At 73.7% G+C, this 13,058-nt stretch carries 12 protein-coding genes and 1 riboswitch; of the genes, 7 read left to right on the plus strand and 5 right to left on the minus strand.

The genetic code is table 11. The features are described 5' to 3' along the window. Positions 1–31: 31 nt before the first annotated feature. Together GCU60_RS04380 and GCU60_RS04385 are read right to left on the minus strand one after the other, a co-directional pair. Complete coding sequence (locus GCU60_RS04380) at positions 32–877, minus strand: HDOD domain-containing protein (protein WP_163202613.1); 846 nt, start codon at positions 875–877, stop codon at positions 32–34. After that, positions 874–2,997: a putative bifunctional diguanylate cyclase/phosphodiesterase gene (locus GCU60_RS04385; RefSeq protein WP_345770388.1), complete on the minus strand. Its 2,124-nt coding sequence runs from the start codon at positions 2,995–2,997 to the stop codon at positions 874–876. Before GCU60_RS04385 ends, GCU60_RS04380 begins: the two co-directional genes overlap by 4 nt. 250 nt (positions 2,998–3,247) lie before the next feature. Here GCU60_RS04385 and GCU60_RS04390 point away from each other — a divergent pair, with 250 nt between their 5' ends. The 4 genes from GCU60_RS04390 to GCU60_RS04405 all read left to right on the plus strand — a co-directional run bounded on the left by GCU60_RS04390 (position 3,248) and on the right by GCU60_RS04405 (position 7,737). After that, the gene (locus GCU60_RS04390) at positions 3,248–4,804 is read left to right on the plus strand and encodes a Re/Si-specific NAD(P)(+) transhydrogenase subunit alpha (protein ID WP_163202616.1); all 1,557 of its coding nucleotides are present in this window, start codon (positions 3,248–3,250) and stop codon (positions 4,802–4,804) included. Next, positions 4,801–6,216, plus strand: a complete 1,416-nt coding sequence (gene pntB / locus GCU60_RS04395) for a Re/Si-specific NAD(P)(+) transhydrogenase subunit beta (RefSeq protein ID WP_163202618.1) — start codon at positions 4,801–4,803, stop codon at positions 6,214–6,216. Before GCU60_RS04390 ends, pntB begins: the two co-directional genes overlap by 4 nt. A 56-nt stretch (positions 6,217–6,272) precedes the next feature. Next, positions 6,273–7,139 (plus strand): MEDS domain-containing protein, encoded by an 867-nt coding sequence (locus tag GCU60_RS04400; RefSeq protein ID WP_163202621.1) that lies wholly within the window; start codon positions 6,273–6,275, stop codon positions 7,137–7,139. 166 nt (positions 7,140–7,305) lie between these two features. Continuing rightward, the gene (locus GCU60_RS04405) at positions 7,306–7,737 is read left to right on the plus strand and encodes a hypothetical protein (protein ID WP_163202623.1); all 432 of its coding nucleotides are present in this window, start codon (positions 7,306–7,308) and stop codon (positions 7,735–7,737) included. A 35-nt stretch (positions 7,738–7,772) separates the two neighbouring features. On the opposite strand, the gene GCU60_RS04410 is transcribed toward GCU60_RS04405, so the two are convergent. Further along, on the minus strand, positions 7,773–8,180 hold the full coding sequence (locus GCU60_RS04410; protein ID WP_163202625.1) for a hypothetical protein: 408 nt from the start codon (positions 8,178–8,180) through the stop codon (positions 7,773–7,775). A 74-nt stretch (positions 8,181–8,254) separates the two neighbouring features. Next, positions 8,255–8,572, minus strand: coding sequence for a DUF2218 domain-containing protein (locus GCU60_RS04415; RefSeq protein WP_163202627.1), 318 nt, complete (start codon positions 8,570–8,572; stop codon positions 8,255–8,257). A 187-nt stretch (positions 8,573–8,759) separates the two neighbouring features. Between GCU60_RS04415 and GCU60_RS04420 the strand changes: the two genes are divergently transcribed. Together GCU60_RS04420 and GCU60_RS04425 are read left to right on the plus strand one after the other, a co-directional pair. Next, the gene (locus tag GCU60_RS04420) at positions 8,760–9,959 is read left to right on the plus strand and encodes a glycoside hydrolase family 3 protein (protein ID WP_163202630.1); all 1,200 of its coding nucleotides are present in this window, start codon (positions 8,760–8,762) and stop codon (positions 9,957–9,959) included. Between the two features lie 55 nt (positions 9,960–10,014). Next, the gene (locus GCU60_RS04425; RefSeq protein WP_204261446.1) at positions 10,015–10,638 is read left to right on the plus strand and encodes a maleylpyruvate isomerase family mycothiol-dependent enzyme; all 624 of its coding nucleotides are present in this window, start codon (positions 10,015–10,017) and stop codon (positions 10,636–10,638) included. An 82-nt stretch (positions 10,639–10,720) separates the two neighbouring features. Here GCU60_RS04425 and GCU60_RS04430 read toward each other — a convergent pair whose 3' ends face one another. After that, a complete protein-coding gene (locus tag GCU60_RS04430; protein ID WP_163202635.1) occupies positions 10,721–11,536 on the minus strand; it encodes a lytic transglycosylase domain-containing protein in 816 nt (271 codons plus the stop codon). 199 nt (positions 11,537–11,735) lie between these two features. Further along, positions 11,736–11,899: riboswitch (cyclic di-AMP (ydaO/yuaA leader) on the minus strand. Between the two features lie 253 nt (positions 11,900–12,152). On the opposite strand from GCU60_RS04430, the gene GCU60_RS04435 reads away from it, so the two are divergent. Beyond that, positions 12,153–13,046 (plus strand): metallophosphoesterase, encoded by an 894-nt coding sequence (locus GCU60_RS04435; protein ID WP_163202637.1) that lies wholly within the window; start codon positions 12,153–12,155, stop codon positions 13,044–13,046. The last annotated feature ends 12 nt before the right edge of the window (positions 13,047–13,058 follow it).

Here is a 13,058-nt window from a genome sequence, read left to right on the forward strand (position 1 = left end):
GGGCCCGGGGCCGTCCGCGTGGACGTCGCGATCAGTCGGTGTCGACGTCGCCGAGCATGGCGCGGCGCAGCTCGTCGGCGTCGGCGCGCACCTGGTCCAGCACCGGCACCAGGTCGTCCTCGCGGAGCTGACCGCAGCTGAGCCGCACGATCGGCACCGTGTCGTAGTCCTCGGTGGTCAGCCGGGCCGCGACCTCGAACGCCGAGCGCAGCAGCCCGCCCTCCATCGAGGTGAAGTCGTCGACCTGGTTGAGCCGGCTGGTCATGCTGTGCGGGAAGCCCCACTGCTCCAGGGCGACGGCGGTGAGCCGCAGGCTGTTGATGCCGTAGCGCCGCAGCTCGGCCACCCGCCGGGCGGTGAAGTCGGGGTTGTCGTCGACGAGCTCGGCGTACCCCTCGCGGTCGTTGTGGTTCAGCAGCGCCGCGCCCATCTGGGCCAGCAGCCCGATGCAGAGCGCGTCCTGGGGGCGCTCGCCGAAGCGGGGGGCCAGCGCGGAGGAGGCCAGCGCGAGGCTGGTCGTGACGTCCCAGAAGTTCTCCGGCAGCCGCGACTCGTCGTCCAGCTCGGTCAGGGCCACGGTGGCCATGGTCCGCACCGTGGTGAAGCCGACGACGGTGACGGCGAACTGCAGCGAGGTGACCCGCCCGCGCATGCCGAAGTAGGCGGAGTTCGCGAGCTTCATGACCCGGCTGGCCAGGGCGACGTCGGAGGCCAGGATCCGGGACAGCACCTTGGCGCTGGTGTCGTCGGAGTTGGCGACCGACACGATCTGGGCGGCGACGGGTCGCTGCGCGGCCATGGTGTCGATGCTGGCCAGCACCTTCTCGAGGTCGAACGCGTCGGTCTCGACGCGGGCCTGCAGCGGGGTGACGGTCATCGGGTGCGATCTCCATGTGCGGCGAACCAGGCGGCGGCGTGCCCCCCGGTGAGGGGCTGGCTGAGGCTGAAGCCCTGCAGGTAGGTGGCGCCCATGCGGGTGAGCTCGGCGGCCTGCTCCGGGGTCTCCACCCCCTCGGCGACGGTGCTCAGGTTGAGGCTGCGCGCCAGTGCGATGACCGCCGTGGCGATCTCCGTGTGACCGTGCGCCAGCTCCGCGACGAACGAGCGGTCCACCTTGAGGCAGTTCACCGGCAGGTGGCGCAGGTAGGCCAGCGAGGAGTAGCCGGTGCCGAAGTCGTCGATGGCCAGCTCCACCCCGAGGTCGCGCAGCTGGTGCAGGATCTCGCGGGCGGAGTCCGGATCCTTCATCAGCGCGGACTCGGTGATCTCGATGGAGATCCGCGACGGGCTCAGGCCGTGCCGCTCCAGCGCCGCGGACACCTGCGGGGGCAGGTTGCCGTCCAGCTGCAGCGCCGAGACGTTGACGTTGGCGCGCGCCGGTGCGGCCCAGCCCATGAGCCGGTCCCACTCGGCCAGCTGCCGGCAGGTCTCGTCCAGCACCAGCAGGCCCAGGCCGGCGATCAGGCCGCTCTCCTCGGCCAGCGGCACGAACACCGCGGGGCTGATCGGGCCGCGCTCGGCGTGGTCCCAGCGGGCCAGCGACTCGACCGCGACCGGGCTGCCGTCGACGGTGCTGAAGATCGGCTGGTAGAGCAGCGTGATCTCGCGCTTCTCGATGGCGTCGCGCAGCTCGGCCACCAGCCGCAGCTTGTCGCGGGCGTCCTCGCGGGCCCGCTGGTCCAGGACGGTGATCCGGCCCTTGCCGCCGGCCTTGGCCTGGTACATGGCGATGTCGCAGTCGCGGATGAGCTCCTCGGCGGAGAGGTGCTCCTCGGTCTGCACGGTGACGCCGACGCTGGCGTAGGGGCGCACGTCCACGCCGCCGAGCCGCACCGGGCGGGCGAGCTCCACCGAGATCCGCTCGGCCAGCGCGACCGCGGCGTCCTGCTCGACGTTCTCGCAGACCACCACGAACTCGTCCCCGCCGAAACGGGCGACGAGGTCACCGGGGCGGACGACGGCGCTGAGCCGCGCGGCCACCTCGGTGAGCAGCTCGTCGCCGGCGGTGTGGCCCAGGGAGTCGTTGACGACCTTGAAGTTGTCCAGGTCGAGGAAGAGGCAGGCCAGACCGCCGGTGCCGGGCACGAACCGGCCGGCGACGTACTGCGCCAGCAGCGTCCGGTTGGGCAGCCCGGTGAGCGGGTCGTGGTTGGCCTGGTGCGCCAGCCGGGCCTCGAAGGCCAGCCGGTCGGTGATGTCCTCGATGGTCCCGACGAAGCCGGCGCCGACCCCGGGGGTGAACAGGTGGGCGAACCGGATGATCGTGGTGCGCACCGTGCCGTCGTCGCGGAGCAGCCGGGCCTGGGTCTCGACCTCCTCGCCGTCCAGTGCGGCCGACACCTGCTCGATCACCGTGTCGAGGTCGTCCTCGTGCACCGTCTCGATCCAGCCGGTGCCGAGCAGCTGCTCCGCGCGCCGGCCGACGAGGGTGCAGAAGGCGTCGTTGACGTGCGCCAGCCGCATGCCCTGCTCGGAGAGCAGCGTGGGCACCGGCGAGCGCTCCGTCAGGGTGGAGAAGCGGCGCTCGTGGGCGTCGGCGGTCGCGCGCAGGGCGCGCTCCTGCTCGCTGGTGGTCGACAGGATGCGGATGGTCCACATCCGGTTGTTCGGCGACGGCGTCGTCGTGACCACCGCCTCCACCGTCGCCCCGCTGGCGGTGCGCACGGGCAGGGTCATGCGGGCCGCGCGCTCGCGGCGCAGCAGCAGCTTGAGCTCCCCGCCCCCGAGGGTCGGGAACAGGTGGTCGACCGGAAGCGCGCGCAGGTCGTCCAGGCCGTAGCCCAGCAGTTCGACGGCGCCGACGTTGCCCCACGTGATGCGGCTGCGGCCGCCGACCTTCTCGGCCACGACCAGCGCCAGGGTGTCGCTGACCGTCGCGCTGTAGAAGACCGACGAGACGATCTCCGGCGGGACCCGGTCGTCGTCGGGCACGCTCATGGTGACGGACACGGTCCTCCCCTCGGGCTGCTCGGCGACGGCACCGATCGGCGGCGTCACGGGTGTCTTCGGCCGGTCCTCCCCGTGGTCTTCACCCGAGAGCGCCCCACTCCCCCCGTTGGGGGGAGCCGCGAGCGCCCACCCGTTCCCACCGGACGGCGGACACCCCGACGGGCGTGCGGTGCCTCACATTCGCGCAGCCATCCCTCACCACGGACCGTTAGCAGGCAAGATCCACCGAGCACCGCGTACGACCCCACCACTGGCGGACCGGCGACGAGGCCCGTCCACCGAGGAACGGAGCGCCACGATGCACCTCGGAGTCCCCCGCGAGACCCGCGCCCGCGAGACCCGGGTCGCCGCCACGCCGGCCACCGTGCGGCAGCTGGTCGGGTTGGGCTACGACGTCGTCGTCGAGACCGGGGCGGGCGCGGCCAGCAGCTTCCCCGACGAGGCCTACGCCGAGGCCGGCGCACGGATCGGGGCCGCCGACGAGGCGTGGCAGGCCGACGTCGTGCTGCGGGTGAACGCCCCGGCCGCCGACGAGATCCCCCGGCTGCGCGACGGCGCCACGCTGATCAGCCTGCTGAGCCCGGCGCTCAACCCCGACCTGGTCGACGCGCTGGCGCAGCGGCCGATCACGGTGCTGGCGATGGACGCGGTGCCGCGCATCTCCCGCGCCCAGTCGATGGACGTGCTCAGCTCCATGGCCAACATCGCCGGCTACCGGGCCGTCGTCGAGGCCGCCCACGTGTTCGGCCGGTTCTTCACCGGCCAGGTCACCGCGGCCGGCAAGGTGCCCCCGGCCAAGGTCCTCGTCGCCGGCGCGGGCGTGGCCGGGCTGGCCGCCATCGGCGCGGCGAGCAGCCTGGGCGCCATCGTCCGCGCCACCGACGTGCGTCCCGAGGTGGCCGAGCAGGTGCGCTCCCTGGGTGGGGAGTACGTCGCCGTGCCGGCCGGCGACCAGGAGGTCAGCACGGACGGCTACGCCCGCGAGATGGGCGAGGACTTCAACCGGCGGGCCGCGGAGATGTACGCCGAGCAGGCCCGCGACGTCGACATCATCATCACCACCGCCCTGATCCCCGGCCGCCCGGCGCCCCGGCTGGTCACCGAGGAGATGGTCGCCTCGATGCGCTCCGGCAGCGTGATCGTCGACATGGCCGCCGCGCAGGGCGGCAACGTGGCCGGGTCGGTCGCCGACGAGATCGTGGTGACCGGGAACGGCGTCTCGATCATCGGCTACACCGACCTGCCCGGCCGGCTGCCCGCGCAGGCCTCCCAGCTCTACGGCACCAACCTGGTCAACCTGCTGAAGCTGCTCACGCCGGGCAAGGACGGCCTGCTGGTCCTCGACCTCGACGACGTCGTCCAGCGGTCGATCACCGTCGTCCACGAGGGCGAGAAGACCTGGCCGCCGCCACCGGTCCAGGTGTCGGCCGCGCCGACGGCCGCCCTCCCCGCGCGGAGGGAACCCGCTCCCCCACCGGAGCCACCGAAGCCCGGACGGCGGTTCGCGCTCGTGGGTCTGGGCGCGGCGCTGCTGTTCCTGGTCACCGCCTTCTCGCCGAACGACCTGGTGCAGCACTTCACCGTGTTCGCCCTGGCCGTCGTCGTCGGCTTCTACGTGATCGGCAAGGTGCACCACGCGCTGCACACCCCGCTGATGAGCGTCACCAACGCCATCTCCGGGATCATCGTGGTCGGCGCGCTGCTGCAGCTCGGCAGCGACGACGGCGTCGTCCGGGCCCTGGCCTTCGTCGCCACCCTCGTGGCGAGCATCAACGTCTTCGGCGGCTTCGCCGTCACCCGCCGCATGCTGGGCATGTTCTCCCGCGGCCCGAACGTGAAGGGCGCGGCCCGATGACCGCCACCTCCGCCGCTTACGCGGCCTACATCGTCGCCGCCCTGCTCTTCATCCTGAGCCTCGCCGGGCTGTCGAAGCACGAGACCGCCAAGGCCGGGAACGCCTACGGCATCGCCGGCATGGCGATCGCCCTGGCGGCCACCGTCGCCGTGGCCACCGAGGACATCTCCATCGTCGGGCTCGTCCTGCTCGTGGTCGCCGTCGTGATCGGTGCGGCGATCGGCATCTGGCGGGCCCGCCAGGTCGAGATGACCGGCATGCCGGAGCTCATCGCCCTGCTGCACAGCTTCGTCGGCCTGGCCGCGGTGCTCGTGGGTTGGAACGGCTACCTGTCCGTCGAGGGGGTGGACCCCTCCGACGGCGGGCCGCTGCTGACCGGCGCGGAAGCGGGCATCCACTCCGGTGAGGTGGTGGTCGGCGTCTTCATCGGCGCGGTCACCTTCACCGGCTCGATCGTGGCCTTCCTGAAGCTGTCGGCCCGGATCAAGAGCAACCCGCTGATGCTGCCGGGCCACAACTGGCTGAACCTCGGCGCGCTGGTGCTCTTCGCCGTCCTCACCGTGGTGTTCGTGATCGAGCCGAACCTGCTGGTGCTGTCGGTGGTCACCGCGCTGGCGCTGGCGCTGGGCTGGCACCTGGTCGCCTCGATCGGCGGCGGGGACATGCCGGTCGTCGTCTCGATGCTCAACAGCTACTCGGGCTGGGCCGCCGCCGCCTCGGGCTTCCTGCTGGGCAACGACCTGCTGATCATCACCGGCGCGCTGGTCGGCTCCTCGGGTGCCTACCTGTCCTACATCATGTGCAAGGCGATGAACCGGTCGTTCATCTCGGTCATCGCCGGCGGCTTCGGCAACGAGGGCAGCGCCGCGGCCTCCGACGTCGACTACGGCGAGCACACCGAGATCAGCGCCGAGGACACCGCCGAGCTGCTGCGGGATGCCGCGTCCGTGGTCATCACCCCCGGCTACGGCATGGCGGTGGCCCAGGCACAGGGCGCGGTGGCCGACCTGACCCGCAAGCTCACCGAGCGGGGGGTCGAGGTGCGCTTCGGCATCCACCCCGTCGCCGGCCGCCTGCCGGGCCACATGAACGTGCTGCTGGCCGAGGCCAAGGTGCCCTACGACGTCGTCCTGGAGATGGACGAGATCAACGACGACTTCGCCTCGACGTCGGTCGTGCTCGTCATCGGCGCCAACGACACGGTGAACCCGGCCGCGACCGAGGACCCGACCAGCCCGATCGCCGGCATGCCGGTGCTGACGGTGTGGGAGGCCGAGCGGGTGATCGTGTTCAAGCGGTCGATGAACACCGGGTACGCCGGCGTGCAGAACCCGCTGTTCTTCCGGGACAACAGCCGCATGCTCTTCGGGGACGCCCGTGAGCGCGTGGAGGACATCCTCCGCGCGCTCTGACCGGGAAGGGGCGTTCGCCCCTGTTCCGGAACGCGGCGAGGGCCTACTCTGTGTACGTGCGCGTTCACGGAGCGGTTGCCGAAGTCCCGGTCGCGGGAGCGCACGACCACGTCTGCTGGGTCTACCGCGACGACACCGACCTCACCGCCGCCGCGATCGAGTTCCTCGCCGGTGGTCTGCTCCACGGCGAACGGCTGCTGTGCGTCGGCGACCGGGTGGTCGAGGGGCTGCGCCGCGGCCCCACCGCGCTCGGCGACATCGACGCGCTGATCGCCGACGGCCGCCTGCGGCTGCTCACCGTGGCCGACGCCTACGCCGCGACGGGCCCCTTCAGCGCGGAGAGCCAGCGCGCCTTCTACGACGACGCCACCCGGCGGGCAGTGGCCGACGGGTACACCGGCCTCCGGGTCTTCGCCGACGTGACCGCGCTGGCCGCCGACACCACGCTGCGGCCCGAACTCGTCCGCTGGGAGCACGTGGCCGACGAGTTCATCGCGCACGGCCCCGGCATGACCGCCATGTGCGCCTACCGCGAGGACCTGCCGGCCGCCGCGCTCGGCGACCTCGCCGGCGTGCACCCGCAGGTGCACGCGCCGACCGGCACCGCCCCGTTCCAGGTCTTCTTCGACGACCGGGGCCCCAGCCTCGTCGGCGACGTCGACACCGTGGGCGCCGAGCGGCTGGCCCGCATCCTCGCCGCCACTCCGGTCAGCGGCGGCGCCTGCGCCCTCGACCTGTCGGGGCTGGAGTTCGCCGACGTCGCCGCGTGCCGGGTGCTCGCCCGGTGGGCCCGCACGCTCGGCGAGCGCGGGGTCCGGCTGGAGCTCTGGAACGCCCCGCCGCTGCTCGAGCGCATGTGGCACGTGCTGGCGCTGGACGAGTGGGCGTCCGTCGCGTTCGACGCCGCCGATCGACCGGTGTGACCGGCGTCCGGGCGCGCCCGGTGGCGGCCCGGCATCCCGCACCGCACGGCGCCCTGACTGCCGGCGGTCCGGGAGCCGAGCTCCAGCGGTGGAGCACACGGCCGCTGGGTCACCCCCGGTCCCGCGCCGGGTTGCGTGCCCGGCCCCGGACGCGGACGGTGGCCAGGTGGATCCCTTCCGAGGTCTCGGCCTTCCCCGCATCCCGGGGTTCAGCGAGCTCATCACCCTGCTCCAGACCCAGACCGAGGCGCTGGCCCAGCTCCCCCGGACGCTGAGCGACCTCAACGGGACCGTCCGGCAGCTGACCGAGGCCACGACGAGCGCCCGCGACACGATCGCGTCGGCCCAGCGGATCGCCGAGCGCCTCGAGTCCCTGGTCGAGGAGCTGGAGGAGCCGGTGCGGGCGCTCAAGCCGGGCCTGGAGCGGGTCGGCAAGGTGCTCGACGACCCGGCGGTGGACACCGTGCCGGAGACCCTGCGCCGGATCCACGACGACCTGATGCCGCTCATCTCCGGGCTGCGGCAGGCCCAGACCCGCGTGGGGTCGGTGACCGGCCTGCTGCGGCGGCGTCCCGCGGACGAGGACGACGGGTACTGAGCGACGGCTACTGAGCGACGGCTACTGAGCGACGGCTACGGGGCCGACTGCTGGGCCGGCGGCTCCCCCTGGCCCGGCTCGCGACGGACGAAGTCACCGACCGCCTTCTCCAGCTGGGCCCAGGAGGCGCTCCACTCCTCCAGCGGGTCCAGGATCCGCTCGAAGACGGCGAGCTGCTGGTCGAAGGCGTCCAGCTGCGCCCGCATCGCGGCGATCGACTGCCGCTGCGCCCGGACCGTCTTCGCGACCGCTCCCACCTGCGCCGCGGACATGGCACCCGGCGGGCTCGGGAGGGCCGGCAGGTGCAGCTTCGACGGGACGGCACCGGCCAGGGAGCGGGCCCGATCGCTGAACCCCCGCAGCTGGCCGACGAACTCGTCGATCGACCGCCCGACGATCCCGCCCGACGGTGTGCTGCGGTCGGCGTCGCCCGCCTCGGTCATCGCTCCCCCTCCGGTCCGGTCACCGACCCGACCTTAGGCAGCCGGACACCCGGCCGGCGACCGCGACGTGCCGGTCAGACGGCGGTGGGACCGGCCTGCGCCGCGCTCCAGCTGACGACGAGGCCGTCGCGCTGGCCGAACCGCTGGAGGTGGTCACCGAGCACGTGCTGCACGCGGGCGAGCCCCTCGGGCGTCCCTGACTCGGCCACCAGGGTGAGCACCCCGTCCCCGACGACGATCGAGCCGGTGCCGTGCTCGAAGAACGCAGCGGTGGAGGTGCCGGCCTGGGAGGAGAACTCGACCTTGCGGCCGAGGTGCGACACCAGCTGCTTGGCGTAGCGGCCCGGGACGCCGGTGCGGACGGCGGCGGTGGCGCGCAGCGGTGCGGTCATGGGATCGGTCCTCCTCCGTCGCCGACCTGGCGACTTAGGGTCACCTTACTCCGAGGTGGCGGGCGCGGCGGACCCCTGATTGGGCCTCCGACACGTCGCCGCGCCTGCCGGGCCCGCGCCGTCCGCCGGGCGAGACTGGTCCCACGGGCGGTCGTTCCTCGGGCCGCCGGAACTCCTGAGGACCTCCGTGCGCCCCACTGCCGCCCAGCCCTTCGCCCTGCTCCCGGTCGCGCTGCTGTGCGCCGCGACGCTCGCCGGCTGCAGCTCCACGCCCACGCGGTCGGCCTCCAGCTCCGCGGACACCGCGACGAGCTCCGCCTCCCCGGCGACGGGCGGGTCCGAGGCCGGCGCCGGCGACCCCCGGGTGGACGCGGCACTGCAGCAGCTGGACGCGGAGGCACGGATCCGGCAGCTCTTCGTCGCCGGCGTCCCGCTGGAGGACCTCGGGCGCGGCGAGGCGATCGCGACCAGCGGCGTGGGCGGGATGTTCCTGCACGGGCGCACGACCGCCCCGGTCGAGGAGCTGGCCGCCACGACCGGCGGGTGGCAGGAGGCCGCGGCCGGCCCGGGCCTGTGGGTCGCCGCCGACCAGGAGGGCGGCCTGGTGCAGACGCTGAAGGGCCCGGGCTTCGATGTGCTGCCGACCGCCGTGGAACAGGGCCGGCTCCCCGCCGACGGGCTCGCCGCGCTCGCCGACGAGCTGGGCGCCGCCATGAGCGCCGCGGGCCTCAACGTCAACCTGGCGCCGGTCGCCGACGTGGTGCCCGCCGGGTCCGAGCCGGGCAACGAGCCGATCGGTGCGGTCGACCGGCAGTACGGGAGCACCGCCGCCGAGGTCGCCCGCGCCGCCGCCGCCGTCGCCGACGGCCTGGCCGCGCACGACGTGGTGCCGACGCTGAAGCACTTTCCCGGGCTGGGCCGGGTCCAGCAGAACACCGACACGAGCAGCGACGTCGTCGATCCGGCGACGGGCCGCGCCGACGAGCAGGTGACCGCCTTCGCCGACGCCCTGTCCCGCACGGCGGAGGACCCGTTCGTGATGATGTCCTCGGCGACCTATCCGCAGCTGGACCCGGCGAACCAGGCCGCCTTCTCGCAGCCGGTGGTCACCGGCCTGCTGCGCGAGGAGCTCGGGTTCGACGGCGTGGTCATCTCCGACGACCTCGCCAACGCCGAGGCCGTCGAGGGCATCCCACCGGGCGAGCGGGCGATCCGCTTCCTGGCGGCTGGCGGCACGCTGGTGCTCAGCGTCGACGGCACGCTGGTGCCGGAGATGGTCGAGGCCGTCGCGGCGCGCAGCGAGCGGGACCCGGCGTTCGCCGCCGTCGTCGAGGACGCCGTCCGCACCGCCCTGACGGCCAAGGCCGAGGCCGGCCTCCTGGGCTGACCGCCGGGCCGCCAGTGGCAGACACCACCTGGTCCCCGATGCCAGGATGCCGCCCGTGGACACCTTCGCCGAGATCGCCGACGAGCGTCGTGGTCTCGCCGACCTCATGGCGGGACTGACGAGCGAGCAGCAGGCGGCGCAGAGCCTCTGCAGCGCCTGGCGCGTCCACGACGTGGTGGCGCACCTGGTGATGCCCCTGGAGGTGGGCATGCCGAGGTTCGCCCTGGCGATGCTCCTCTGCCGCGGCAACTTCGACCGGGCGAACGTCCGGCTGACCCGCGAGCTGGCGCGTCGGCCGTTCGAGGAGCTCACCGAGCTGCTGCGCCGCAAGGCCGACTCGCGGTTCACCCCTCCCGGGCTGGGCCCCGAGGCGCCGCTCACCGACCTGCTCGTGCACGGCCTGGACATCCGCCGACCGCTGGGACTGACCCGCGAGGTCCCCGAGCAGCGGTTGCGCACGGCGCTGGCCTTCGTGGCCACTGCCGGCGGCGGTGGCCCGGTCGCCGAGGGCCGGCTGGACGGGTTGCGCTTCGAGGCGACCGACGTCGACTGGGCCCACGGCAGCGGTCCTTCCGTGCGCGGCGGCGCCGAGGACCTGCTGCTGGCGATCACCGGCCGCTCGGTCGCACTCGACCAGCTCACCGGCGACGGCGTCCCGACGTTGCGGAGCCGGCCGTGACATGAGCGAGGCCCCACCCGGATCGGGTGGGGCCTCACTCATGTTCCGGTGCTGTCGACCGGGCCTTCACCCGGTCGACCGCCTAGTACCAGCCCTTGGCCTGCGAGTGGCTCCAGGCGCCACAGGGTGAGCCGAAGCGGTTCTCGATGTAGATCAGCCCGGCGTCGATCTGCCGGTAGCCGTCCGACGTCTTGGCGATGCCGGTGCCGGCCCAGGTCGAGTCCAGGAACTGCGGGATGCCGTAGGCAGTGCTGGTCGGGTTCTGCGCGTTGGGGTTCCAGCCGCTCTCCTTGCCCCAGAGACGCTCGAGGCAGCCGAACTCGCTCGCGCTGCCGACCTTGCTCATCGCGTACTCCTTGTAGGAGCCGGCCGGCGCGGCGGGCGCGCTCGAGCCGCGGCCCGGGCGGGCGGCGGCGGCCTGCGCCTCGGCGGTGCGCCGGGCCTCCTCCTCGGCGACGACGCGGGCGGCCTCCTCGGCGGCGCGGCGGGCCTCCTCCTCGGCGGCGATGCGGGCGGCCTCCTCGGCGGCGCGGCGGTCCAGCTCGGCCTGGTCGGCGGCGGCCTGGGCCTGCGCGGCCGCGTCCTGCTCGGCCTGGCGCTCGCTGCGGCTCGCCGCCAGCTCACCGAGGGAGTCGACCGCGGTGGCGGCGCTCTCGGCGACCGGCGGCTGCTCCGCGGTGAGGCCCAGCTGCTCGGCGACGCTGACCGACTCCAGCTGCGGCTCGGCCTGCGCGGCCGGCTCGTTCACGGTGAGGACGTTGACCATCAGGCCGCCCGCGGCGGCCACCGCCAGCAGCAGGGCCGGACGCCGGGCGGGCCCACCGGCGCGGCGGCCGGTGCCCGGGCGTGCGGTGCCCGGCCGTGCGGAGCGGGTCAGCGAGGGAAGGCGAAGGTTCATGGAAGGGAACTGCTCCAGATGCAGGGCACAGCGGTCCGACGGCGTTCGACGCGGCGGACTGCTGCGAAGTGGTCGAGTGGCAGCGGGTGTCGGGCGAGGGCCCGGGCACTCAGCGCGGGGAAGGCGCGCGCGAGGCTCCGTACCGGCTGTCGTTCGGTGCAAGGTGGGCCCGCAGGCTCGCCATGCGGCGGCGCTCCGTTTCTCCTGTCTCGCCGCCTACCGGGTTAGCTGACGGGTTCGGGCCGGAGAAGTGTGGCCCTACTCGCACCGGGTCGTGCCCGGTGCGCGATTCACCCCAGTACTGCGGTGGGTCCCCGGTTCGCCGGAAGCCCGAGGGCTGCAGCGATTCGGCGGCGCCCGGCGGACCTCCCCGGCCGGGGAGAGAACGACCTGCCGGACCCGGCCACCGTAGCCGTCGTTACCGAGCCGTGACAATGCCTGCGGCGGATGTGTGGGCTGCCTCATCGGGCCCCCGGTCCGCCGCGGGCCCGCCGGCCATGACGTTTCGCTGACAAGCCCGCCGCTCCCGGGTCGGATGGCGGCCGGCCGGGCAGGGTCGGTGCGGAGCAGCCGGCATCCCCGCCGGCGGGAGCTCCACACCTCGGACGGAGAACCCGTGAAGCGCTGGATCGCCCGGATCGCCGCCGCCCTCGGCACGGCGCTGGTGCTGCTGCTCGTCTACGGCGTGGCGATCGAGCCGCGGTTCGTCCTGAACGAGGAGCGCCAGCAGGTCCCGCTGCCCGGGCTGGGCCAGGAACTGGCCGGCACCGCGGTCGCGGTGGTCTCGGACATGCAGATCGGCATGTGGTGGTCCAACGAGGGCATGGTCGAGCGCGCCGTCGAGACCATCGTCGAGGCCGACCCGGACGTCGCCCTGCTGGCCGGCGACTTCGTCTACAGCACCGACCCTGACGTCGGCACCCAGGTCGACCGGGTGGTGGAGCTGATCACCCCGCTGGTCGAGGCCGACATCCCGACCTTCGCCGTCCTGGGCAACCACGACTACGCCGTCTCGGCGGAGGACGAGCTGACCACCGCGCTCGAGGACGCCGGCGTGCCGGTGCTGGCCAACGAGGCGGTGCCCGTGCCGTCGACCGGCTCCGGCCCGGAGGCCGGCCGGCTGCACGTCGTGGGCCTCGGACCAGCGGTCCCGGACCGGGTGGACGTCGACGCCGCGTTCGACGGCGTGCCCGACGACGCGCCCCGCGTGGTCGTGATGCACAACCCGACCACCTTCGACCGGCTGCCGGCCGGCACCGCTCCCCTGGCGGTGGCCGGGCACACCCACTGCGGGCAGGTGGCGCTGCCCGGCGCTCCACGGTGGTCCTACATGGGCCTCACCGAGGAGGAGGCGATCGTCGCCGACGGCTGGGCGCCGGACGCTTACGGCGCCGAGGGCAACCGCATGTTCGTCACCTGCGGCATCGGGTTCAGCCTGGCCCCCGTCCGGATCAACGCCCCACCGCAGGTGGTGTTCTTCGAGCTCGTCCCCGGCGAGGTGGACGGCTGACCCGCCCGGCCG

Source organism: Blastococcus saxobsidens (assembly GCF_010682065.1).
GTDB classification, from domain to species: Bacteria; Actinomycetota; Actinomycetes; order Mycobacteriales; family Geodermatophilaceae; genus Blastococcus; species Blastococcus saxobsidens_B.